This is a genomic window from Sphingobium sp. TomMM15 (assembly GCF_055397045.1).
In genome coordinates this window covers 803,736-827,943 of the sequence record NZ_AP027315.1, presented here as the reverse complement: position 1 = coordinate 827,943, position 24,208 = coordinate 803,736, and the positions used below count along the sequence as shown (strand labels likewise).

The 24,208-nt window shown below is 60.4% G+C and carries 21 protein-coding genes and 1 riboswitch; of the genes, 16 read left to right on the top strand and 5 right to left on the bottom strand.

What is annotated here, in order from left to right; all coding sequences use genetic code 11:
• Nucleotides 1-8 precede the first annotated feature (8 nt).
• Nucleotides 9-1,658, bottom strand: coding sequence for a class I adenylate-forming enzyme family protein (locus ACZ51H_RS16515; protein ID WP_464772829.1), 1,650 nt, complete (start codon nt 1,656-1,658; stop codon nt 9-11).
• Between the two features lie 438 nt (nt 1,659-2,096).
• Here ACZ51H_RS16515 and ACZ51H_RS16510 point away from each other — a divergent pair, with 438 nt between their 5' ends.
• From ACZ51H_RS16510 to ACZ51H_RS16490, 5 genes are all read left to right on the top strand, one after another.
• Entirely contained in the window at nt 2,097-2,870 is a 774-nt protein-coding gene (locus ACZ51H_RS16510; protein ID WP_464803121.1) for an SDR family NAD(P)-dependent oxidoreductase, read from the top strand.
• 112 nt (nt 2,871-2,982) lie between these two features.
• On the top strand, nt 2,983-5,526 hold the full coding sequence (locus ACZ51H_RS16505) for a TonB-dependent receptor (protein ID WP_464803120.1): 2,544 nt from the start codon (nt 2,983-2,985) through the stop codon (nt 5,524-5,526).
• Between the two features lie 151 nt (nt 5,527-5,677).
• On the top strand, nt 5,678-7,213 hold the full coding sequence (locus ACZ51H_RS16500; RefSeq protein ID WP_464803119.1) for a right-handed parallel beta-helix repeat-containing protein: 1,536 nt from the start codon (nt 5,678-5,680) through the stop codon (nt 7,211-7,213).
• A gap of 30 nt (nt 7,214-7,243) precedes the next feature.
• Entirely contained in the window at nt 7,244-8,734 is a 1,491-nt protein-coding gene (locus tag ACZ51H_RS16495) for a glycerol-3-phosphate dehydrogenase (protein WP_464803472.1), read from the top strand.
• A 273-nt stretch (nt 8,735-9,007) separates the two neighbouring features.
• Nucleotides 9,008-9,085: riboswitch (cyclic di-GMP riboswitch) on the bottom strand.
• Between the two features lie 219 nt (nt 9,086-9,304).
• Nucleotides 9,305-10,387 (top strand): enoyl-CoA hydratase/isomerase family protein, encoded by a 1,083-nt coding sequence (locus tag ACZ51H_RS16490; RefSeq protein ID WP_464803118.1) that lies wholly within the window; start codon nt 9,305-9,307, stop codon nt 10,385-10,387.
• A 43-nt stretch (nt 10,388-10,430) separates the two neighbouring features.
• Here the strand turns inward: ACZ51H_RS16490 and ACZ51H_RS16485 are convergent, their stop codons facing one another.
• A complete protein-coding gene (locus ACZ51H_RS16485) occupies nt 10,431-11,246 on the bottom strand; it encodes an NmrA family NAD(P)-binding protein (RefSeq protein ID WP_464803117.1) in 816 nt (271 codons plus the stop codon).
• Between the two features lie 140 nt (nt 11,247-11,386).
• Between ACZ51H_RS16485 and ACZ51H_RS16480 the strand changes: the two genes are divergently transcribed.
• Together ACZ51H_RS16480 and ACZ51H_RS16475 are read left to right on the top strand one after the other, a co-directional pair.
• A complete protein-coding gene (locus ACZ51H_RS16480; protein ID WP_464780361.1) occupies nt 11,387-11,590 on the top strand; it encodes a hypothetical protein in 204 nt (67 codons plus the stop codon).
• The gene (locus ACZ51H_RS16475) at nt 11,580-11,807 is read left to right on the top strand and encodes a hypothetical protein (protein ID WP_464803116.1); all 228 of its coding nucleotides are present in this window, start codon (nt 11,580-11,582) and stop codon (nt 11,805-11,807) included. The genes ACZ51H_RS16480 and ACZ51H_RS16475 overlap by 11 nt, the downstream gene beginning before the upstream one ends.
• A gap of 29 nt (nt 11,808-11,836) precedes the next feature.
• On the opposite strand, the gene ACZ51H_RS16470 is transcribed toward ACZ51H_RS16475, so the two are convergent.
• Nucleotides 11,837-12,034 (bottom strand): hypothetical protein, encoded by a 198-nt coding sequence (locus ACZ51H_RS16470; protein WP_464803115.1) that lies wholly within the window; start codon nt 12,032-12,034, stop codon nt 11,837-11,839.
• Nucleotides 12,035-12,089: 55 nt separating this feature from the next.
• Between ACZ51H_RS16470 and ACZ51H_RS16465 the strand changes: the two genes are divergently transcribed.
• From ACZ51H_RS16465 to ACZ51H_RS16440, 6 genes are all read left to right on the top strand, one after another.
• Entirely contained in the window at nt 12,090-12,716 is a 627-nt protein-coding gene (locus ACZ51H_RS16465) for a hypothetical protein (protein ID WP_464803114.1), read from the top strand.
• A gap of 102 nt (nt 12,717-12,818) precedes the next feature.
• Complete coding sequence (locus ACZ51H_RS16460; protein ID WP_464803113.1) at nt 12,819-12,992, top strand: hypothetical protein; 174 nt, start codon at nt 12,819-12,821, stop codon at nt 12,990-12,992.
• Between the two features lie 336 nt (nt 12,993-13,328).
• Nucleotides 13,329-13,871: a septal ring lytic transglycosylase RlpA family protein gene (locus tag ACZ51H_RS16455; RefSeq protein WP_464803471.1), complete on the top strand. Its 543-nt coding sequence runs from the start codon at nt 13,329-13,331 to the stop codon at nt 13,869-13,871.
• A gap of 66 nt (nt 13,872-13,937) precedes the next feature.
• Nucleotides 13,938-14,702 (top strand): molybdate ABC transporter substrate-binding protein, encoded by a 765-nt coding sequence (gene modA, locus ACZ51H_RS16450; protein ID WP_464803112.1) that lies wholly within the window; start codon nt 13,938-13,940, stop codon nt 14,700-14,702.
• 2 nt (nt 14,703-14,704) lie between these two features.
• Nucleotides 14,705-15,406, top strand: a complete 702-nt coding sequence (modB, locus tag ACZ51H_RS16445) for a molybdate ABC transporter permease subunit (RefSeq protein ID WP_464803111.1) — start codon at nt 14,705-14,707, stop codon at nt 15,404-15,406.
• The gene (locus tag ACZ51H_RS16440) at nt 15,396-16,031 is read left to right on the top strand and encodes an ATP-binding cassette domain-containing protein (protein ID WP_464803110.1); all 636 of its coding nucleotides are present in this window, start codon (nt 15,396-15,398) and stop codon (nt 16,029-16,031) included. Before modB ends, ACZ51H_RS16440 begins: the two co-directional genes overlap by 11 nt.
• On the opposite strand, the gene ACZ51H_RS16435 is transcribed toward ACZ51H_RS16440, so the two are convergent.
• A complete protein-coding gene (locus ACZ51H_RS16435) occupies nt 16,012-17,382 on the bottom strand; it encodes an ATP-binding protein (protein WP_464803109.1) in 1,371 nt (456 codons plus the stop codon). The two genes, ACZ51H_RS16440 and ACZ51H_RS16435, sit on opposite strands and share 20 nt — an antisense overlap.
• Nucleotides 17,379-18,113, bottom strand: coding sequence for a response regulator transcription factor (locus tag ACZ51H_RS16430; protein ID WP_464795369.1), 735 nt, complete (start codon nt 18,111-18,113; stop codon nt 17,379-17,381). The genes ACZ51H_RS16435 and ACZ51H_RS16430 overlap by 4 nt, the downstream gene beginning before the upstream one ends.
• Before the next feature lie 248 nt (nt 18,114-18,361).
• On the opposite strand from ACZ51H_RS16430, the gene ACZ51H_RS16425 reads away from it, so the two are divergent.
• From ACZ51H_RS16425 to ACZ51H_RS16415, 3 genes are read left to right on the top strand one after another with little or no spacing between them, the layout of a single operon-like run.
• Nucleotides 18,362-19,501, top strand: a complete 1,140-nt coding sequence (locus tag ACZ51H_RS16425; protein WP_464803108.1) for an efflux RND transporter periplasmic adaptor subunit — start codon at nt 18,362-18,364, stop codon at nt 19,499-19,501.
• An 8-nt stretch (nt 19,502-19,509) separates the two neighbouring features.
• A complete protein-coding gene (locus ACZ51H_RS16420) occupies nt 19,510-22,647 on the top strand; it encodes an efflux RND transporter permease subunit (RefSeq protein ID WP_464803107.1) in 3,138 nt (1,045 codons plus the stop codon).
• Nucleotides 22,644-24,008, top strand: a complete 1,365-nt coding sequence (locus ACZ51H_RS16415; protein ID WP_449468978.1) for an efflux transporter outer membrane subunit — start codon at nt 22,644-22,646, stop codon at nt 24,006-24,008. Before ACZ51H_RS16420 ends, ACZ51H_RS16415 begins: the two co-directional genes overlap by 4 nt.
• Nucleotides 24,009-24,208: the final 200 nt, after the last annotated feature.

The following is a 24,208-nucleotide window of genomic DNA, read 5'->3' as shown; positions in this document are numbered from 1 at the left end:
TCTCCTGTTCAGTTGTTTTCGGCCAACTCGGGCCAGAGCGCACGAAGCGCGATCTTGTTGATTTTCTGCGACTGGTTGCGCGGCAGGGGCTTGGCCGAAAAGGCGACGCGCACCGGCGCCTTATAGGGTGCAAGCCTGCCCGCCACCCAATCGATGATGCTGCGTTCATCCAGACCATCCGCCTGAACCACCGCGACCAGCGCCTCGCCCAGTCGATCGTCCGCGATCCCAAAGGTCGCGCATTCGGTGATCTGCGGCATTTCGCTGAGGACGCGCTCGACTTCGGCGCAATAGATATTCTCGCCGCCTGAAATCACCATGTCCTTGGCGCGGTCGACGATGAAGATATAGCCTTCCTCATCCTGATAGCCGATGTCGCCAGTGCGCAGCCAGCCATCGGGCGTAAGGCTCTTTGCCGTATCCTCCGGCCTGTTCCAGTAGCCATTCATGATCATGGCACTGCGCACGATGATCTCGCCGGTTTCATTCGGACCACAGACCGCGCCGTCCTCGCGCTCGATCCGCAAATCTACCAGCGGCAACACCCGTCCCGCCGAAGCACGAGCAGCCAGAAAGTCCGCTCCCACGGCCTGCGCGATCGCGCCCGATGTTTCCGTCATGCCATAGCCAACGCCAATCATCGCATGCGGGCAGAGCGCCCGCACCTCTTCCAGCAGGTTGAGCGGCAGCGCCTGCCCACCCGATCCAATGTTCCGCACGGAACTAAGGTCGGCATCTTTGCTGCGCGCGCGATGCACCATGTCCCACAACATGGTGGGGACGGTGGAAAGCTGCGTCACCCGCTCCCGCTCGATCAGGCGCACAGCCTCCTCTGCGTCCCAGCGGCGCATCACGACGATCTTGCCGCCCGACAGGAATGGCGCAAGGAAGCCAGCGCCCAACCCCGAAATGTGGAAGAGTGGATAAACCAGCAAAATCGCCTGAGGCGGCACCTGCGCTGCGATGGCCTCCACCGGAACCCCATATTCGCGCGCCATATTGTGCAGCACCATCATTCCGGTCAGTTGCGTGCCCAGCAATCCGGTAATCAGGCTGCGGTGGGAAAGCACCGCGCCCTTTACCCGCCCGGTCGTTCCCGACGTGAACAATATGGCACACGGATCGCCCGGTTCCGCAGCCGCATTGTTCGCGATCGGTGACGTCTCATCACCCAACGGCTGCGTCACGTCGATCAGACGCCCCGCATAGCCTCCGTCGCGCAGCAACGCCGCTCTTTCAGTGTCCGCCAGAACGAGGTCAGGCGTAACCTCCTCGACCATGGCATGAAGTTCGGCGGGCGACCCACGGCTGTTGAGCAATGCTGCAACGCCGCCCTGCTTCACAACCGCCAGAAACGCCACCATCCACTCCGCGCGGTTGCGCATGCAGATCGCGACCCGCTGCCCCCGCTCTATGCCCAATCGGGCTGCCAACTCATCCCGCCAAGCGAACATGTCCGCAAAGCTCAGCCGCCGCTCACCCTCTGGCCCGTCGAAATCAACGATACAGACCTGCTCTCCAAAGCGGCGCGCGCCTTCTATCAATTGATTGAGGTCCGACGGCGCGTTCACGAAAAAGCGCAGCCCATCCTGCTCGCCAATCTCAAAAGGCGTTCCTGGCGCGGTGACTGTCGCGAAAATTGGGTCGATCTTGCTCATGCTATCCTTGGGGATCACTCTACCGCCGTGGAATTTTCTCGACGGGAGTTTTCGCCGGAGCCGCAGCCCCGCTCATTCCCGACATCCTCTATCCTCGACTCGTCGCCTGCTTTTGTTGAGGCCAACTTTATTCCGTCATTCGCGTAATTCAACAATATTATTTTTCCGCACGTTTCAGGCTGCCATTCATGCTGCTTCCGCCACGCAAGGAAGTGACTGAAATGCCCTGAAACCAATATGATTTTCGCGCAACCTCGGCTTGAGCACTAGCGGATCGCGATATCATTCCGATGCTCTCATATATCCGTTGCGAACCCCTGAAACATCCATATTCGTAATTTATAGATTTACAAATTACGAATTCTGAATGATCCTGAGTCGCATCGCACCGGTCTCGGCAAGAGTGTGATTCTGTTTAGGTGAGGTTCTGGACGTCGAATGAGCGAGGATTTTCAAGGCCGCGTCGCCATCATCACGGGCGGCAGCGATGGCATCGGCCTCGCGACCGCCACACTGTTGGCACAGCGCGGCGCTCAGGTCGTCATTTGCGGCCGCAGGCAGGCGCTACTCGACAGCGCGCGCGACAGCATCTCTGCACAAGGCGGCCGGATCGAAGCAATCCAGCTCGACGTCACTGACACCGATGCCCTTGCGGCGATGGTCGAAGGCACCGCGCAAAAATACGGGCGCCTCGACATGCTGGTGAACAATGCCATGTCGACCCATTATGCGCCGATCAGCAAACTGACGCTGGAACATTGGCGCAAGGATTTCGCCGTCAACAGCGACGCCGCCTTCGTCAGCACCAAAGCGGCGCTGAAAGTGATGGCTTTGACGGGCAAGGGATCGATCGTCAATATCGCCTCAACCTGCGGCATCCGCGCGACCGTGAACATGGCAAGCTATTCCGCCTCAAAGGCTGCGCTCGTCCACTTCACGGCCGCCGCCGCGATGGAGGCTGCGCCACTGGGCATCAGGATAAACGCGATCATTCCCGGCCAGGTGCAAACCGCACCGACTGAACTTTTTTCGGCACGCGCAGCGGACACTGCCGCCCGTACAACAGCCGCCATACCCATGCAACGTGGGGGCCAGCCCGAAGAACTGGCTCATGCCATCGTCTTCATGCTGTCCGACGCTGCAAGTTACATCACGGGAACGGCTCTACCCGTCGATGGCGGGAAGGCGGCCCAACTTTACATGCCGAGCTAAGGCCCAAACCAGCGACATCCAGAACTGAATAGTCCGGCACACGCAAATAGACTTCAGCGCGGTCGCATTCGTCACAACTAAAAACCTTATTATATCTATGGGAGAGATATTGATGGCCAAGACATATACATGTGCAGCGCTACAACTGATCATCGGGGTCAGCGGCCTGGCTCTTGCCAGCCAATCAGTGGCGCAGACCACCGCGACACCTTCGGAGCCGGGCCTCGATGAAATCGTCGTCACTGCCCAGAAGCGCGCCCAGAATCTTCAGGATGTCCCCATCGCCATCAGCGCGATTAGCTCTGAAAAGGTGGAACAGCTCGGCATTCGCGATAGCCGGGACCTGAGCGGCCTTGCGCCCAACGTCGTCGTGACGCAGGGCACCACCAGCAACAGCGCGGCCGTCTTTTCCATGCGCGGCATCTCGAACGGCGGCAGCGAGAGCTTCGGCATCGATGCAGCCAACGGCCTTTACGTGGATGGCGTGTATATCGCGCGCGGCGGCGCCATGGGCCTCAGCGTCATGGACATTGAGCGGGTGGAGGTGCTGCGCGGGCCGCAGGGCACCCTGTTCGGCCGCAACACGACGGGCGGTGCGATCCACTTCATTTCCCGCGCGCCTTCATCCACCTTCCGGCTGAAGGCGGAGGCTGGCTATGGCAATTTCAACGCGTGGAACGGCAAGATCTCCGTCGATCCGGGTGAGATCGCAGGCATCTCGACCACCTTCTCCTACAGCCACAGTGAACGTGACGGGGTTATCGACAACATCCTGCAACCCCGCGACTCCCGCGATCCAGGTGCGCGTAAGTCAGATGCGTTTCGCGCTGGCGCCAAAATCGACCTGGGCGGGACCGGCAGCATCCAATATGTTTTCGACTGGAACCGTATCAAGGGCACGCCGCTCCCCTTCATCCTGACCCATGTCGCGGATGGTACGCCTAACGCCCCCATCACTGTCGATGGTCGGCTGGCGGTGGTGACGCAGCAGGCGCCGGTAGCCCAATATCTGGCGGGCGCGACCTTCGCGGACCCCGAATGCGCGGCACTGGCGGTCCCCTCGCGCACCTATCGTCATAAGGTCTGCAACAACATCCTCAGCAGCGCTACCGACAAGACCTGGGGTCATAATCTGCAAGTCCAGAATGATTTTGGCGGCTTCAAGGTCAAGACGACGACCGGCTATCGCTTCTGGAACAGCGACAGCATCACCGATCTGGACGGGATCGGCGCCTTCAGCGGCCCGGCTTTCTCCAACGCGACACTGTTCAACGGCATGCCCGCATCGCTGTTGCAGTTCATCCCTACCATACCGGCAGCAGCCATTCCGTTCATCTCCGCAGCGCCGGTGCCGACGATCAGCCAGGATCTGTTCTCCGTCGACAATAAGCGGCGCCACAAGCAGTTCAGCCAGGAAGTCGAAATTTCCGGCGACAGCAGTTCGCTGGACTGGGTCGTCGGCGGCTTCTACTTCTGGGAGAAGGGCTCCGAGAATGGTCGTCAAAATAGCGGCTTCATCCTGGACACCAATTCGGTCTTCCTCGCCAATTTCGGTCCTCTTGGACCGGGCTTCGCCGCTGCCAACCCAGCCCGTTACCGGCTCGTCCAGACGCTTGCCCGGCTTAACTACACCACATCGAGCGAGAGCACCGCACTCTACGGCCAGTTCACCTTCTATCCGGGTGGTCGTGACAGCGGCATCCGCCTGACGGCTGGCGGCCGATACACCTGGGACGAAAAGAAGATGATCCGTCTCCAGAACGGTGCGGCGCCGCCTCCCGTCCCCGAATATGGTGCTGCGAAGTTCAGCAAGTTCACCTGGAACCTGATGGCCGGCTACGATGTCGCCGATGGCATCAACCTCTATGCCCGCGCCGCCACAGGCTATCGCTCGGGTGGCTTCAATTCTCAGGACCCCGCGCTCACCGGCACCAACCAGCTGGGCAGCTTCGAACCGGAGAAGGTGACCTCCTACGAAATCGGGGCAAAGACGGAATTGTTCAACCGCCGCCTGCGCCTGAACGTCGCGGCCTATCACAACATCTACGACAACCTCGCTGTCATCGGCCCCGTTACCGACGCTCCAGCGGGCACGTTCGCCACCCGCATCATCAACGCGGGCAAGGTCGTTTATAACGGCGTGGAAGCGGAAGCGCAGGCAGTCCTTTCCGACAACTTCTCGATCGATGGCAGCATCGGCTATATCGACATAAAATATAAGGAGTTCCTGGCCGGACAGTCGCCTGTAGCCGGGGAGCCTCCGGTCAATATCGCGTCGATCGCAACGCCCGGCTATACGTCACCGCTGACCGCCAATGTCGCACTGAACGCGCAGTTCCCGCTGAACTGGGGCAATGCCACCCTGCGCGGCCGGATCGGCTATACACATGAAGACGGCAAATATAATTTCAGCAGCAGCCTCGGTTCGCCGTTCAACGAACAGATCAAGGGCGATAATATCGACCTGATCGATGCACAGATCAGCGTTGACGGCATTCCGCTGGGGACGGGCGAAGGCGAAGTCCGCCTGTGGGTGAAGAACCTCACCAACGCGAAGGATTTTGCTCGCGGCATCGACTTCGGCCAGCTCGGCTATGCGGGGGGATATTATGCCGAACCGCGGACCTACGGCATCACCGTCGGCGCGAAATTCTAACGCTTTCCGGCGCCATCCCGCCCTCCCATGCCCCGCCTCCTCCCGGAGGCGGGGCCTTTTTTCTGCCTGACCTCGGCGATCATTTCACTTCGCATTCAGCCTCATTGCGCTAAAACAAGAAGCTGACCTATTGCGAAGGGATACGCCGAACTTGCTGAAATCATTGGCCGCCGCATCCTTTCTTGCCCTGTCTTCAGGCTTCGTTGCGACAGCCAATGCCGAAACCTATTATGTCAGTTCCACGCAGGGCGACGACAGCTTCAACGGCACCGCACCAACGCAGCCGTGGCGCTCTCTCTCCCGCCTATCGACTTTCCCACTGCAACCGGGCGATCAGGTCAAGCTGATGGCGGGATCGGTATGGCGGGAGCCTCTTACCCTCACCCGTTCCGGAAGTGAAAAGGCACCCATCACCGTCACCTCTGACGGAACAGGCCCCCGCGCGCGCATTGACGCAGGCGGAGTGTCTCCCCATGCCGTCGGCATCATCAATGCCGATTATGTGACGGTCAGCGGCCTCGAAATCACGAACGACAGCCCGCTTCCCGCCCACCGCACCGGCCTTCTCATATCGGCGGAGGATCGCGGCATCACGCGCGGTATCCGTATTCGCGACATGTACATTCACGATGTGCGCGGGACCAACGACCGAAAGGATAATGGCGGCATAGTCTTCCGCGCCACCGGCCAAAAGCTGCCGACCCGTTTCGACGACCTTATCATCGAACGCAACATAGTCTGGCGCGTCGATCGATCCGGCATAGCCGGGATCAGCGATCAGGTGACATCCTCCAACTGGTTTCCCAGCCAAAAGGTCGTCATCCGCGACAATTATGTGGAGGATGTGGGCGGCGACGGCATCGTGCCACGGGGCACCAATGGCGCGCTTATCGAACATAATATCGTGCGCCATGCGGGCAGCCGCGCGCCCGGCTATAATGCAGGCATTTGGCAATGGAGCACGGACAACAGCCTGATACAGCTGAATGAGGCCGCCTATACCCGAACCCGCTATGATGGTCAGGGCTTTGATTCCGATTTCAACTCCCGCCGCACCACGTTCCTCTACAATTACAGCCATGACAATGCAGGCGGCTTTCTGCTCATCTGTTCGCCTGGCCAGGATGACATCGCCAATATCGGCAACCACGGGACAGTCGCCCGCTTCAATGTCAGCCGCAATGACGGCACGCGAATATTCCAGATCGCGGGCAATGTGTCGGACGCGCTGATCGAGAAAAATGTCGTCCATGTCGGAAAGGCGATGGACGTGCAGATGGTCGTCGCGACCCAATGGGACGGATGGGCGCGCGGCGTCCGCTTCCGCAGCAATGTGTTCAAGGTCGCGGGGACTGCCCGCTATGGCAGCGAGATTGGGCGCAACGGCCCTGACTATCTGATCAAGGCGGGCTTTGACCCCGCAGAGTCTTTCCGGTTCAAGGGCAACAGCTATTTGGGCAGTCACGTCGATGCCCCCGACGACGGCGCCGCCCAGATCGAAACCAGCTATGAAGAACAGCCTGCCGACTGGCAGGTCCCCGTCTTCGACCCCGCCAAACCGGACGGCTTTCCCGAATATATCGCAAGCCATCGGCTCTGGATGCTGGGAATGCTGCGCCGCGAACTCGGAACTTTCGTGAAACTGAAGCAACCCCGCCGCCTTCATGTTTCAGAAGCGCGGAGGTAGAGGATCTTGGCCACGCCACCTCTTTATGACATGCTGATCGTCGGCGGGGGAATAAACGGCGTCGGCATCGCGCGCGACGCGGCTGGGCGGGGCTACCGGCTCCTTCTGGTGGAACAGGACGATCTTGCCAGCCAAACTTCGTCCGCCTCGACCAAGTTGATCCACGGCGGCTTGCGTTACCTCGAATATGGCGAGTTTCGGCTGGTCCGTGAATCCCTGATCGAACGGGAACGGCTTTGGCGCATGGCGCCTCACATCATCTGGCCGCTTGCCTTCCTGATGCCGCAAAACCTCTCGACGCGCCCGGCATGGTTGGTGCGCCTCGGCCTCTTTATCTACGATCATCTCGGCGGCCGACGGAACCTACCCGGCACGCGCACGATCGCGCTCGATCGATCGCCTTTGGGAAACAGCCTTGCGAACCGCAAGGGACGGGGCTTCCTCTATTCGGACTGCTGGGTCGAAGACAGCCGGTTGGTGGTGCTGAACGCGATGGACGCCGCCAAACGCGGCGCGCATATCGAAACCCGCACCCGCTTGCTCCATGCTCGCCGGGACGGGTCAGTCTGGTCGGCCGCCATCGAAGATGCGCATGGCGTGAAGGAAGTGCGCGCACGCATATTGGTCAATGCCGCAGGTCCATGGGTCGCCGACATCATCGCCCGCTCCGGCCTAGAGAGTCAGCGGAAAGTCCGCCTCGTAAAGGGCAGTCATATCGTCGTGCCGCGCCTCCACGAAGGGGACCATGCCCTCACGCTCCAGCATATTGACGGCCGCATCATCTTCGCCATTCCCTATGAGCATCGCTTCACGCTGATCGGCACCACCGAGCAAGAGTGGCACGATCCACCGGGCAAGCCACAAATCAGTGAGACCGAGATCGACTATCTGCTCGACGTGGCAAACAGCTACTTCGCCCGGAAAATCGCGCGCGAAGACATAATCTGGTCCTATTCAGGCATCCGCCCGCTTTATGACGATCAGGCGGGCAATGCGTCCGCCGTCACCCGCGACTATGTCCTCGACCTCGACAGCGAAGGCGCTCCCCTTCTCAGCATCTTCGGCGGCAAGATCACCACCTGCCGGAAACTGGCCGAGCAGGCGCTCGACCTCCTCGCGTCCCAAGGGGTCGAGATGCGAGGCGCCTGGACCGCGAACGCACCGCTCCCAGGCGGGGACATGCCCGACGGGGACTTCAGCACCTTCGTGCAAGAATTGGAGCGCCAATATCCCGCCCTACCCCATTCGCTCCTCCACCGCCTCGCCCGCGCCTACGGCACATGCGCGCTGAAGCTGCTGGGCGCAGCTGAAACGCTGGACGATCTGGGGGAGATGTTCGGCGGCGACCTCAGCCGTGCCGAAGTCGACTATCTTGTCAGGGAAGAATGGGCACAGACCGCCGAAGACATTCTCTACCGCCGCAGCAAGCTCGGCCTACACTTGACGCCGGAAGCCAGCGAGGCGCTTGCCCGCTATCTCGACGGTCCTATTTCGTGCCGATCCGACGTCCGGAATGAGTGAAGCACAGCGCCCCAGGTGGGGAGATGGGTCTTTGGGACGCTGTGCTTCTCTCCCACAGTGCGACCCGAGGGAGTTGAGGCAGTGCGACATGGCGGGACTATCCCGCACATGATCGCGGTATGTCTGTAACCGGGACCGGCAGGCTCGATCGATATCCTGCACCAGCCCGAACGGATGACTAATTTAGTCCCGACGGCAAATCGCGTGGCCAAGCGGCCCAAATTTCAGGAATGGAGAAAAAGGGATAAGCGGTTTCATCGCGTCATGTCCTGTTTCGGTAACCCCGCTGTCTCAATCAAGAGACCGGAAGCTTTGCGTCCTGCCGTCACCAGCAGTTTGCCTTTTCGTCAGATCACTCGCCGCAGCGCGCTTCTCTGCCTTGGGAATTATTTAACCGAATTATCGCGTCAGGTCAAACATTTGTGGCCAAAAAAAGATGTGGCCTGATAACTTCGCCGACGATCCATCTGTAGTTGTTCATCTCTTCCCACCACCCCCCAGGCCCTTCCCCGGAACGATCTGAACCGATAACAGCATCATGCGGCGCCAGCGAAATAGGTGGGATAAGGAATGACGGATCAGTTGATCATCTTCGTGCAAAATGGCGTCGGCCGCATCCGCCTGAACCGGCCAAGGGCGATCCATGCGCTGACGACCGAAATGTGCGCCGCCATGATCGACGCCCTGCTCGCCTGGCGTCACGACGATGCCGTGTCCGCCGTCATGCTGGACCATGCCGTTTCCCCCGATGGCGACCCCAAATTGTCGCGCGGCTTCTGCGCAGGCGGCGACATCGCCATGGTCGCCAACAGCGCCAAGGGCGACTGTTCGGAGGCGGAGCGCTTCTTCCACACCGAATATCGGCTGAACCATCTGCTGTTCACATATGAAAAGCCCATCATCGCCTTCATCGACGGCATAGTCATGGGCGGAGGCGTCGGCATATCCGATCCGGCGCGCTTCCGCATCGCGACCGAGCGAACCGTCTACGCCATGCCCGAAACAGGCATCGGCCTTTTCCCTGACGTCGGCGGTGGCTGGTTCCTGCCGCGCATGCCTGGCCGCACCGGCACATGGCTCGCCACCACCGGAGCCCGCATCAATGGAGCAGACTGCGCAGCGATCGGCATCGCCACCCACTATATGACCTCGGAAAAGCTCGACGCGGTCAAGGCCCGGATTATCGCCGACCCCGACGGCATCGGCGAAATCCTAGACGAGATGAGCGACCCACCGCCCCCCTCCCCCTGGGCAGCACAGCGGGCCAACATTGACCGGCTGTTCGCGTCCGACCGCTACGAAGACATCCTCGACGCCCTGCGCACCGACGGATCGGAATGGGCGCGCGCGCAGCTGGCGGTTCTCGCCACCAAATCGCCCCAGACGATCAAGGTCGCCCTGCGGCAAATGGCAGAAGGAGCGGCTTTTACCGACTTCGCGGCCAACATGCGCAATGAGTATCGCATCGCCTGCCACGTCATCCGCCGCCCCGACTTCATCGAAGGCGTACGCGCCGTCATCTTCGACAAGGACAATGCGCCAAGATGGAACCCGGCCACCCCGGAAGAGGTGCCGAATGCGCTTATCGACAGCATCTTCGCACCACTCTCACCGGACAGGGAATGGACGCCGCTTCCCGAACTCGGAGAGTGAACGGGCCTTAATCGGGGGTCCCGCTCTAAGCCCCGCCAATCAATCACACATCCCAAACGCCGCTAGCCGCCGCATCGTGCGCATATTCGGAAAAGCGTCTCGGTTTCCGGCCTAATACCCGCTCAACATCATCCGTGACATAGGCCAACTTGCCGTCGGCGATACCAGAATAGGTATAGGCATATTCTTCAGGCAAACCGTTCGACAGGATCGACTCCCGAAATGTGTCGAAGGGAATGGGGGTGAAGCTGATCTTCCGTCCCGTCGCCTTCGTCAACGCGTCGGCGGCGGCTTCAAAGCCTATCGATTCCGGCCCGGTCAGCTCATAAACCTGTCCACTATGCCGACCGTCCAATAACGCCTCTGCCGCGACAGCAGCGACATCTTCGATATCGATAAACGGTTCGGTCGCGTCACCAACCGGCAGCACGATCTCACCCGCCAGCACCGCGTCGAGGAAGAACATTTCCGAGAAATTCTGCATGAACCATGCCGGACGAAGGACTGTCCAGTCCGCCGCACTCGCCCTGAATCCGCCTTCAACCGCATCCAAAAAGCCCTCATCGGCTCGCCCGGAAAGCAGCACCTGCCGCTTTACCCCGCAATCCAGCGCAAGCTGTGCAAGCCGCCCAATCTGCGCGCCAGCATCGGGATGCGTATTATCATGATGCGCGATATAAAGGCCATCCGCGCCCTCCAGCAGGGATTTCCAACTGGCCTCCTCTTCCCACAGAAACGGCTGCTCCGCGCTCCGTGAACCAATGCGGACAGTGTGACCAAGAGCCGTCAAACGATCGGCCAGACGACGACCCGTCTTACCGGTGCCCCCGACGATGAGAATGGTCGATTTCTGGCTCATTTCTATCCCCTCGGCTGCCATCAGCATCTCAATTACAACGATGAATGTAACCTGGCGCGCGCTTTGTCCACGAAGAGTTACTATAATGGCCCCTCTACCGGCGACTGGCGCGTTGGCCGAGGACAGGCTATCAGCCCGTCATGAGCGAGGATATCCGCCACATTCTCGATCGCCTGCGCACGCCGCCCGACAATGTCGTGGCCCGCGCCCGTCGCATGGTTGAGGCTTATGTGCCGGAGGACCGTCGTGGCCCCGGTTGGGACCGCCACTGGCGCGAACTGGAAGCCTATATAGAATTGCCCGGCCGCTGGATCGGCGGAGAGAAAACCGAAGATGACGTCTGACAAAATCACCGACCTTCTCGTCACCCGCCTTGTTCGCGACCACGGCCGCAGCAAGCATCACTGGCGCAAGGTCCTGGGCGCCGTCCGCCTCTACAGCCGCGCCACCCATCCGCATTGCAACTGGACGATCACGCCAACGGGCACCTTCCATGAGGTTTCGGTGATCGAAGGGCTGATGGATGACCTTAGAATGCGTTATCCGGTGATAAGCGGCTGAAGCGACGATCCGCTTTCAGGCCGGTCTCATCAACTGCCTGCTTGCGTATTCACTGGCGGGGCGAGCGGGTTGGGATCCTTCACTTCGCCTTTTTCGATCCTTTTCTCCGCTTCGCCGCTTTCCTGATCGCCACCGGCCAGCGGTGATCCCCGTTCCGGCGGCGGGGTGTCGTCCCGGTCTTCTGCCGGTTCGTCAGATGATTGGCCGCTCTTCCCGTCCTGCTGCATCGACTTTTCCTTTTGCTGCTATCCTTGATCAACGCCGCGACGGCAGCAGATATCCATGACCGAAGCTGGCGCTGACATGGGCGAGTCAGGTGGCCCGGCATCCCAAAGCCATCGAAAGCGTTCAGCCACCATGGCTCGCGCGCTCAAGGTCTATCGCACCCCTATCGGCTTCCATGACGCCTATGTCGCTGCGCCCAGTCAAAAGGCGGCGCTGGAAGCGTGGGGCGCCGACGCCAATCTTTTCGCGCGCGGTTCTGCCGAGCAGGTCACCGAAGCAGAATTGATGCGAGAACCACTCGCCAATCCCGGCAAGGTCATCAAACGACCACGCGGCAGCGAGGCGGAACATCTGGCATCCCTTGCCAAATCACCGCAGCAACCCGGCGGGGCGAAATCCCGCCCTGAAAGGGCGACTCCTCCCAACTCACCGCCGAAGCGCGCCTCCCCTCCAACACCACGACCCAGTCGTAAACCGCTCGACAAGGCGGAAGAAGCCCTCGCCCAGCAGGAGAAAGAAGACAGGGCGGCGTTGAAAAAACTCGAAGAGAAACAGGCGCAGCTTCGCGCCCAGATTGAACAGCTGCGCAAGCAGCAGCAGGCCGCCTATCGGCAGTTGGCTGACCGCGTGGACAACGAACGCCGCAAATATGACACTGCGCTTGAACGCTGGCGCGCGTCATGATCGATCAACCCGCCAAAAAGATAAGGATTTTTACCGCTTTCCACCAACAGCTTGGCACCAGATCGACTTTGCATCGTTATCGTCATTCAGGAGGGGTCTTAAATGGACACCCGTGAAGAGATTGTTGCGATAGGGCTGCTGACGCAGAACGATATTCATCGGCTTGGCGAAAGTTTTTCCCGGCTCTTCCCGCTCCCGAGCGACGGCGCCTTCGACGATCTGATTAAGGCGATCGATGAAGCAGACCGCGAAAAGGACCGCCGTCCCAAACCATGATTGGCCGCCTACTGGACTACGGCTAAAGGAAAGTCGGGTCCGGCTGTAAATCTTCGACCTTATCATGGTCGGGGCAACCGGACCCGGTTCCGCAAGATCGGGGGAACCTCGCGGAAGCCGCAGGTTCCCCGAGCACCGGCGACTGAGCAGCATTCTACAATGGTGCGCCTCCGCGAACACTGACGCTTAATGCTGCAAGTCCGGCGATTTGGGACGAAGCCAAATCTCCTTTAGGAGAGTTGACGGAAAGCGGTGCTATCCCCATGGAATCGCAACTGGCTATCCCGATATCAGCAGGGCTTGAGCAGGCCGCCGCTGTGCCGTTATGACGCAACCATGCGATCCTCCCTTTTGCCGCTCCTGCTTGCCTTGTTCGTCGCTGGGTGCGCTTCGTACCAGCCCGTATCGGACACGCCGGTTCGCGTCGGGCCGCCCTATACGGTGCGCGGCGTCACCTATGTTCCCGCGCAACAACCGGGCTATGATGAGGTCGGCTATGCCAGTTGGTACGGAAATGAATCAGGTAACCGCACCGCGCGCGGAGAAAAGTTCCGGCCGGGCGGGATCAGCGCGGCCCATCCCACCTTGCCGCTGCCTTCCTATGTAGAGGTGACGGAGCTTGGCAGCGGCCGAACCGTGCTGGTTCGCGTCAACGATCGCGGCCCCTTCACCCGCGGGCGGATCATCGACCTTTCCCGAGGGGCGGCCGAAGCACTCGGGATACGCAATCAGGGGCAAAGCGCCGTGCGTGTCAGGCTTGCCGAACCCCGCGAGAAGGATCGCCAGCGCCTGCGCAAAGGCAAGGAAGCGAGCGAACGGCCGCCCCTCACCGGCGAAGCCCTTGCCGCGCAACGCCGCCGACTTCTTACACCCCGTTGAATTTAACCTCGCCTTGACGGACAACCGCTGTATAGCCGCATATATACCTTAAGCGTCAGGCGTCGCATGCATCGGTTCCTTGTTCTGCTCCTTCTGCTCGTTACCGGCTTTGCGGTTGAACCCGCCGAAGCGCGCGAACGCGGGCCTTTGGTATTGGCCGCCGCCAGCCTCCAGGAATCGCTGACCGCCGCTGCCGATGCCTGGACGGCGCAGGGGCATGACCGACCAATCCTGTCCTTCGCCGCCTCTTCCGCCCTCGCCCGGCAAATAGAGGCCGGGGCGCCTGCGGACCTGTTTTTATCGGCGGATGAACCTTGGATGGACGCCATCGCCGCGAAAGGGCTCGTCCGCCGTGGCACCCGTGTTCCGCTGCTTACCAACCGCCTCGTCCTGATCGCTCCAGCGGGCAGCGGAACGAAAATGGCGATCCGCCGTGGATTCCCCCTCGCCCGTGCGATCGGCACTGGCCGCCTCGCAATGGCTGACCCGGACAGCGTTCCTGCCGGAAAATATGGCAAGGCCGCGCTTGTCGCGCTCGGCGTTTGGCCAGCGCTATCTGGTAAAGTGGCGGCGGCGGAAAACGTCCGGGCGGCTCTGGCGATGGTGGAGCGGCGGCAGGCGCCCTTTGGCATCGTCTATGAAACCGATGCGCGGGCCACGAACGCCGTCCGTATAGTGGGCATCTTTCCTGCGGCCAGCCACCCGAAAATTACCTATCCACTGGCACTGTTAAGCCGCTCCACCCATCCCGAAGCGGCAGGATTTCACCGCTTTCTCCTGTCGCCACGCGGCAAGGCGATCTTCCACAGCTACGGCTTTGGAACGCATTGACGGTGACCGTCTTCAGCCCGGAAGAATGGGAGATCGTCCAGCTGTCCTTGAAGGTCAGCTTCGCGGCCATGCTCTTCGCTCTCCCCTTGGCCTTCGCCCTCGCCTGGGTCCTCGCGCGCTGGCGCTTTCCCGGCAAGCTGCTGCTCGACGCGGCGGTTCACCTCCCGCTTGTCCTGCCGCCGGTAGTGATCGGTTGGCTGCTTCTCCTGACCCTCGGACCTGCCGGCCCCGTAGGAAGCATAATGGAACGCTGGTTCGGTGTGACCGTCATGTTCCGCTGGACCGGCGCCGCCATCGCTGCTGGCATCATGGCCCTCCCCCTGATGGTGCGCGCGATCCGCCTATCAATCGAAGCTGTAGATCATCGTCTGGAAGAAGCCGCCCAAACCCTCGGCGCCAGCCCCGCCTGGTGCTTCCTGACGATCCTCCTCCCCCTGTCTCTACCCGGATTAGCTGCGGCATTCATTCTTGGTTTTGCCCGATCGCTCGGTGAATTCGGCGCGACCATCAGCTTTGTTTCAAACATCCCCGGAGAAACGCGCACCCTGTCGCTCGCCATCTACAGCGCCCTCCAAATCCCCGGCGCCGATGCCGTCGTATGGCGGCTTGCCGTAATTTCGATCTGCCTCTCGCTAGGCGCACTGCTGCTTTCGGAAGCGCTCAGCCGCCGGGTATCGGCGGATAGGTCCAGCCATGTCCTTTGACATCGACGTCCGCAAGGTTCTCGGCCCCACCCTCGTTACGGCACGCTTTGCAGCATCAGATGGCATCACCCTGCTCTGGGGACCCTCCGGCGTAGGGAAGACCTCGATCCTCAACATGATCGCTGGTCTGCTGCGCCCGGATCAGGGTCATATCAGCGTCGATGGAGAAATATTGTTCGATGCCGATGCCGCCATCGATCTACCCTCCCATCGTCGTCGCATCGGATATGTTTTCCAGGATGGCCGCCTTTTCCCCCATCTTCGGGTGCGGGCGAACCTGCTCTATGGCTATCGGCTTGCGACGCCGCAGGACAGATGGATGTCTCTACAAGCGGTCGTCGATTTTCTCGGGATTGAACATCTGCTCAGCCGCTGGCCACGCACATTGTCGGGCGGCGAAGCACAACGTGTTGCCATTGGCCGCGCTCTGCTGTCTGGCGCCCGAGCATTGCTCATGGACGAGCCTCTCGCCTCCATAGACCCCGCTCGCCGGGAAGATATTATGGATGTCGTCCTGCGCATACGGGATGAGCTTCGGCTCCCGATAATCTACGTCACCCATAATCCCGACGAAGCCGACCGTCTGGCAACGCGAAAGATCGAACTCACGCCTTCATTTCGATAAGGGCGACCAGCCCGCCACCTTCCGCATTCATAAGCCGGACGGACGCATCGAAGGTGAGTGCCAGTGACCGTGCTATAGTTAGGCCGATGCCTGTGCCGGGCCGCCCGCCCGGCTGTCCTGAAGCCCCACGAGTAAAGGGCTCAAACATCTGATCTAGCTGTTCCGCCGGTATGCCCGGCCCTTTGTCCCGGATGTGTATGACAAGTCGGCATCCCTGGCGGAAACATCCGATTTCGGCCTCGCCACCATATTTGAGGGCGTTACTGACCAGATTAGTGATGCATCGGCTCAGTGCATTGGGCTTGGCCCGGATCGTCCCGCCACACCCTCCCGCGAACCGCAATGGAGCACCCAGATCCTGCGCATCCTCGACCATGCTTTCCAGCATGGAATCGATATCAATGACGGACCATTCTTCCTGCGTCTCGGTACTGGCGGCGAGATCCAGTCCCTCTTTTACCAGGGTTTGCATCGCCTGATGATCCTGCAACAGCCGCGTACGCAACTCCTCATTTTCGACGAGTTCAAGCCGTAACCTTAGCCGGGTAAGCGGCGTCTGCAAATCGTGGCTGATGGCCGCCAGCAATTGCGTACGCTCGGCAAAACCAGCACGCGCACGCCGTTGCATGAGGTTGAAGGTCGATAGCGCCGCACGCACTTCTTCAGGCCCATTTTCAGGAATTTCCTCCGGGTCGAGCGACAGGGAGAAGGACTCCGCCGCATGCTCAAGGCGCCGCAGTGGTTGGGTTACGATCCGGGACACGATGATAGCAAGACCAGCAGATGCGACGATGATCAGGAGCATATAGAGCGGGTTGGCCATCATACTGGGCGGACGCTCCATGCGCGGCAGGTTGAGCGCCATGGATCGTCGAGCACCGGTGCTATCGGTAAATCGTACGATCCAGCATGACGGGCGCGGCGCGTTGACCACCCCAGCGGCGCCCGCCGATGGATCATAACGCAGGCGCGGAAAGCAAAATCCTGCAGGAACCTGACTAGCCTCCGGGTTCGACCCGGGGCCGAACCGCGCCCTGAGCGCTTTTGCAAGCTCAGCATCCGGTTCAGCCACTGCAATGCCCTCCGGTGCCAACGCCGCGCCCATGATCTGCTGGGCCGCCAGCATGGCCTCCACCCGTTTGGGATCACGCTGAAGGCGATGACCGATGTCCTCGGCGCTCGCCACCACCCGCTGCATGCGCCATTGCTGAAAGTCATGGCTCCTACTCTGTTCAGCAATCAGCAAAGCCAGCATCGCTGCCAACGACATGCCAATCGTCAGCAGCAGGAATATCTGTCCTGTCAGCGAGCGCAAAAAGCCTCGAACACGGCTCCAAAGACGCTCGATCATTCGTAGGACACCGGACTGGCGAGTACATACCCTTCGCCACGCACCGTCAGGACGAGTTCCTCACCCCCCGGCATGGTCGCCAGTTTCTGCCTCAATCGGCTCACCTGTAGATCGGTCGAGCGGTCGAATGCAGCAGTCGCTCGACGTTCAGGCACAAGGCTTTCCCGTGAGAGGACCACATTGGGCTCCTCGATAAACCGGGACAGCAAACGGAACTCCGCAGACGAAAGCATCACCAGTCGGCCGTCTTCAGCGATCAGCCTGCGCTGGAAGAGGTCGAGACGCCAGGGACCGAAGCTGGCGATGCGCACGCCTTTGTCGCGCTGCCGGTCGGGTTCGTCAGCATGGGACCTGCGTAACAGGTTGCGTATGCGAACGAGCAATTCGCGTGGCTCGAACGGCTTTGTGAGATAGTCATCCGCTCCCAGTTCCAGCCCGAGCACCCGGTCGATCGCACTGCCTCTGGCGGATACCATGATGATGGGGACGTCATTTCCTTCGGCCCGCAACTCCCGGCACAGGGTGAGCCCGTCGCCGTCCGGGAGGTTGAGATCAAGCACGATGAGGTCGGCCGCATGCACCGAAAGGGCCTGATAAAGCTCTCCCAAGCTGCCTGCGGCTACCACCTCATAATGTTCCTGCCGCAACTGCTGAACAATCAAATCCCGAATATCGGGGTCATCATCGACTACGATCAGGCGTGCTGGGCGGCTGTTCATCTGGTCAGGCATCGCCGCCTTTTACGGTGTTCAGCATGAAAAGTCTGCCTTCCTCAGAGCCCCTGATACGCGCTGATACATTCCGACATATTGCGATGCACAATGGCACATGTTCGGCCTTTTCAAACAGCTGCCAAGAAGCGAATAGGGGGCGTCGGAGCCGGTCAGATAGCTGGCCCGTCCTTCACCCGGCGCTCCCCTCCCCCTGCGCCGGGTGAAGTTTCCCCACTGCTGGACTCCCCACTGGATAACCTGCCGCCATGCCGCTGCGCTCTGCACTCTCTTCATCCCGCTACGCTCAATTAGGCGCGGCCATTTGTTTGCTCGCCACCGCATGCAGCCAAAGCAAACCGCCTGAGAAAAAGCAGGTCGAAGTGGGCGTAGTCACGCTTCAGGCGCAGGACGTTACCGTATCGACAGAGCTACCCGGACGCACCGCGTCGACGCTGATGTCTGAGGTGCGGCCTCAAGTTGCTGGCGTCGTTCAAAAGCGCCTCTTTACCGAAGGCTCCTATGTGCATGCGGGCCAGCCATTATATCAGATTGATCCGTCCCTCTACCGCGCCTCTCGCGATGAAGCGCAAGCTTCGCTAGCCAATGCGCAGGCGACAGCGGTCGCGGCGCAAGCCAAGGCGCGCCGCTATCAGGCGCTCGGGCAGACAGAGGCCGTGAGCGCGCAGGAGCGGGACGACGTGGTGGCATCTTCGCGGCAAGCAAGCGCCGCCATTCAACAAGCGCGCGCGTCGCTTCAGACTGCCAGCATAAACCTGCGCTTTACCGAAGTTCGGGCACCGATCAGCGGGCGCATTGGCCGTTCTTCGGTTACGCCGGGCGCATTGGTCACAGCTAGTCAAGCTGCCCCGCTTGCCACAATCCAGCAGCTTGACCCCATCTTTGTCGATATTACGCAGTCCAGCGCGCAGCTCCTGGCGCTGCGCCGCAATCTGGCCGCGGGTAAAGCACTACCCGCCAGTGCCACCATCCGGCTGAAACTGGACGACGGCAGCGACTATCCGCTTGAAGGCCGCATAGAATTTGCCGAGCCCATCGTGGACCCCAATAGCGGAACCATCACCCTGCGCGCACGCTTCCCCAATCCTGACAGTCTTCTCCTTCCCGGCATGTTCGTACGCGTCGTGGCCCCGCAGGCCGTCATACCCAAAGGCATACTTGCGCCCCAACAGGGGATCAGCCGCGATCCCAAGGGCAATGCCACCGCGCTTGTCGTCAATCGCGCGAACAAGGTGGAGCAACGTACCGTCACCACGGCACAGGCGATAGGCGACAAATGGCTCGTGACCGCAGGCCTCAAGTCCGGTGATCGGCTGATCGTCGAAGGAACGGACAAGGTGAAACCGGGCGATACCGTCCGCTCCGCAACCGTCGGCCAGGGGAGCTAGGTCCTCCGATGCTCAGCCGCTTTTTCATCGATCGGCCAATCTTCGCCTGGGTGATCGCGATCGGCATCATGCTGGCTGGACTTGGCGCCATGCTGTCGCTGCCTATTGCTCAGTATCCAGATATCGCGCCGCCTGCGGTCAACATCAGAGCAAATTATCCAGGCGCTTCGGCCGATACTGTAGAGACAAGCGTCACGCAGGTCATCGAGCAGCAACTGACTGGCATCGATGGCCTGATGTATTTCTCCTCGACATCCACCGCCAATGGCCAGTCGCGTATCACTGTCACCTTTGACAAAGGCACCGACCCCGATACTGCGCAGGTCCAGGTTCAAAATAAGGTGCAGCAGGCGTTAAGCCGGTTGCCCAACGCAGTTCAGCAGCAGGGCCTGACCGTCACTAAATCGCAGACCGATTTCCTGATGCTGGTGGCGCTGTACGATCGTACCGATCGAGCCACCCAGACTGATATCTCCGATTACCTGGTCAATAATTTTCAGGACCCCATCTCCCGCCTGGAAGGTATCGGCGACGTTCAGATTTTTGGATCCCAATATGCCATGCGCATATGGCTGGATCCCTACAAACTCGCCACCGTCAAGCTCATGCCGTCGGACGTCGAAAGCGCGATCCGGTCCCAAAATGTCGAGGTTTCCGCCGGTCAGATCGGCGCTGATCCGGCGCCCGCCGGACAGCAACTGAATGCCACCGTTCGCGCGCGTGCACGCCTCCAGACTCCCGAACAGTTTCGCAACATCATAGTGAAAACTCAAAGCGACGGATCCGTCGTTCACCTGTCCGATGTTGCTCGGGTCGAACTTGGGAACGAAAGTTACACCTTTTCAGCCGCGTTGAACGGACATCCTGGATCGGGCATCGCGCTCCAACTCGCGCCCGGCGCCGACGCTCTGAAGACCGCCGAACTCGTCAAGGCAAAAGTCGCCGAGCTGTCCACGAACCTGCCAAATGGGTACAGCATCGCATTCCCGCGCGATACGACACCCTTCATCCGGCTTTCCGTGGATGAGGTCATCAAGACACTTATCGAGGCCGTCGGGCTGGTCGTCGTGGTCATGTTCGTCTTTCTGCAAAGCTGGCGCGCGACGCTGATCCCGGCGGTGGCGGTGCCGGTCGTCCTGCTCGGGACCTTCGGCGTGCTCGCCCTTTTCGGCTATTCCATCAACACGCTCACCCTGTTCGGCATGGTGTTGTCCATCGGCCTTCTGGTCGATGACGCGATCGTAGTCGTCGAGAATGTCGAACGGCTGATGCACGATGAGGGGCTTGACGCGCGCGCCGCCACAATCAAATCGATGGAAGAGATAGGCAGTGCGCTGGTCGGCATAGCCCTTGTCCTTTCGGCCGTTCTCCTGCCCATGGCCTTCTTCGGCGGTTCGACGGGGGTTATTTACCGGCAGTTCTCCATCACCATCGTGTCCTCCATGCTTCTGTCCGTGGTGGTTGCGCTCATCCTGTCGCCCGCCCTGTGCGCCACATTGTTGAAATCGGCCAGTGAAGAGCGCCGTCAGCAAGGATGGGCGGGCCGGTTCAACCGCTGGTTTGGGCGCGTGACCGACGGCTACATGCGGCGGCTTGAGGCAATCATGCATCGGCGCGCCCTCTTCTGGACAATCTATCTGCTGATACTGGGCGTCCTTGCGCTGATCTTCGTTCGCCTGCCGACCAGCTTCCTCCCCGTAGAGGATCAGGGACAGGTCATGGTGCAGATGACCCTTCCCGCTGGCGCCAAGTCCACGCGAACCGCGCAAGTGGTCGAGAGTGTTCGCAGCTACTTCCAAAGCGAAGAAGGAAATAACGTCGGCAACATATTCATTGCCCAAGGTTTCAGTTTTGCAGGACAGGGCGAAAATACGGCGCAGGGTTTCATCAATCTCAATCCTTGGGAAGACCGGAAGGGTAAGACGAACAGCGCGACCGAGATCGCGAACCGCGCTACAAAGCAGCTCGCAGCCGTACGTGATGCGAAAATTCTGGCCATGACGCCGCCCGCCATCCGTGGCCTGGGCCAGTCGAACGGCTTTACCTTCGAGCTGCTCAACACAGGCGGCCTCAGCCGAGACAAGTTCCTGGCCGTGCGCAACCAGCTGCTCGCTGCAGCTTCGCAAAGCCCTCTGCTCGCGGGTGTGCGTGCCGCTACGCTTGAGGACACGCCCCAGTTGAAGGTCGATATCGATAATGAAAAGCTTGCTGTGCTTGGACTTACACAAAATGATGTGGACGATGTTCTAAGTTCCGCCTGGGGAAGTAGCTATATCAATGACTTCATTGATCGCGGACGCGTAAAACGCGTCTTTATGCAGGCAGACGCGCCTTATCGAGCTTTGCCGACCGACATTGAAAACTGGCAAGTGCGTTCCGCTGCCACGGGCGAGATGGTTCCATTCTCCGCTTTCGCCACCACCCATTGGGAAATGGGTCCGACAACAGTGTCGCGCTTTAATGGCCAATCCTCTTATGAAATACAGGGACAGGCGGCACCCGGTGCGAGTTCGGGGGAAGCCATGGATGAAATGGTGCGTTTGCAGCAGCAATTGCCGACCGGAACCAGCTATGCCTGGAGCGGCCTTTCCTACCAGGAACAATTGTCCGGCGGACAGGCGCCCTTGCTTTATTCTCTCTCCGTGCTGGTTGTATTTCTCTGCCTCGCTGCGCTTTATGAAAGCTGGTCGGTGCCACTCGCAGTATTGTTCGTAATCCCGCTGGGCCTGATCGGGGCAGTCGTCGCCGTTTGGGCGCGCGGGCTGGAGAATAATGTATTCTTCCAGGTAGGCCTCCTCACCACGATGGGGCTGGCGGCCAAGAACGCAATCCTCATCGTTGAATTCGCCGAGTTTGCCTATCGCGATGGCAAGGACGCGATGAGCGCGGCAATCGAAGCGGCCAGGCTCCGTTTCCGACCGATCATAATGACCTCGCTCGCCTTCATTGCGGGCGTTATGCCGCTGGCGCTCGCTCATGGCGCTGGCGCACAAAGCCGCATCGCCATCGGCACGGCGGTTGCTGGCGGCATGCTGACCGGAACCTTGCTTGCCATCTTTTATGTGCCGCTGTTTTTCTTCACGATCATGCGGCTTTTCAGACGCAAGGACCATTCATCTGTCACCGGATCGGAGGTGCCCGCATGAGGCGCTTGCTCCCCCTCGGCCTGTCCGTGACGCTGACCGCCTGCAATCTGGCACCCGCATATGAGCGGCCCACCGCGCCCGTTCCGCCCGCCTGGCCAAATGGATCCGCATATTCAGCCGCCCTTCCTACAGAAGTGGCAGGTTTGCCCTGGACGGCTTTGGTCGGCGACGAACGGCTGCGTACGATCATTGATCGGGCGCTGATCAACAATCGGGATCTTCGCGTAACTCTGGCCAACCTTCTCGCGGCGCGCGCCCAATATCGCATTCAGCGGGCCGCGCAGATGCCTACGGTTACGGCGGATGCCAACGCGACGCTCACGCACCGGAATGACCAGCGTCAGGACAATTACAGCGTGGACATCGGTTTTAGCGCTTTCGAAATCGATCTGTTCAGCCGCCTGCGGAACTTGAGTGAATCCGCCCTTCAATCCTATCTCGCAAGCCAGGAGGGCGCGCGCGCCGCGCGCATCGCGCTCGTGGCGGAAACGGCCAGCGCCTATGCAACGCTTGCTGCGGACCAGCAATTGCTCGCCGTAGCTCGCGATACGCTCAGCAGCGCCGAACGGACGCTCGCGCTTACACGATCGCTCAACGGCGTCGGTCTTTCCGGCAAGCTCGACGTCCATCAGGCGGAAACGATCGTCGAACAGGCGAGGTCCGATGTCGCGGCCGCAGTTACGCAGGTAGCGCAGGATCGCAACGCGCTGGATCTGCTCGCCGGGGCGCCGGTAGAAGAAGCTCTGCTCCCGCTATCCCTATCCGCTCTAATCAGCTCGACTGCGCAAGTTCCTGCCGGGACTTCGTCCGAAATCCTGCTCCAGCGGCCAGATGTGCTGCAGGCCGAACATCAATTACAGGCTGCGAATGCGAATATCGGCGCTGCACGGGCCGCGATGTTCCCGAAGATCAGCCTGACGTCAGCGATCGGCGTCGCCAGTTCAGCACTGTCGTCGCTTTTCACTGGCGGCGCATTCAGTTGGACAGCTGCTCCATCGGCGAGCCTTCCCATCTTCGGTGGCGGTGTGAAAGCCAATATCGAATATAGTAAGGCGCAACAGCAGGCCGCAATTGCCAGCTACGAGAATGCCATCCAGAGCGCCTTTCGTGAAGTCGCCGACGCCTTGGCACGCGGAGGCACCATAGGCGAACAGCAGCGGGCTCAGCGAGCTCTGGTCGCGTCGAATGAGAATGCCTATGCCTTGTCCGAACAGCGTTATCGGGCGGGTATCGATCCGTTCCTGACAACACTCGTGAACCAACGCTCGCTATATTCCGCCCGGCGGAGCGCGATCGCGACGGACCTTGAACTGTTGCTAAATCGTATATCCCTCTATCGCGCAATCGGTGCCGATTTTTAAGAGTTTTACTCGGTTGAGCCCCTAATGGTGACGGGCCGTATGGCTGCAACGCCGTCACCTCCCTCTCCACCGAGTTCGGTCAAGCCGGGCCAACTGACTTTAGGTGCGACAGTTTCCTTGCAGTTCGCTTTGACGAAATGAGCTTCGAACCACGCCGCGTTGTGCGCGGCATGGCTCGATCCTCACTCAACAGGCATTGG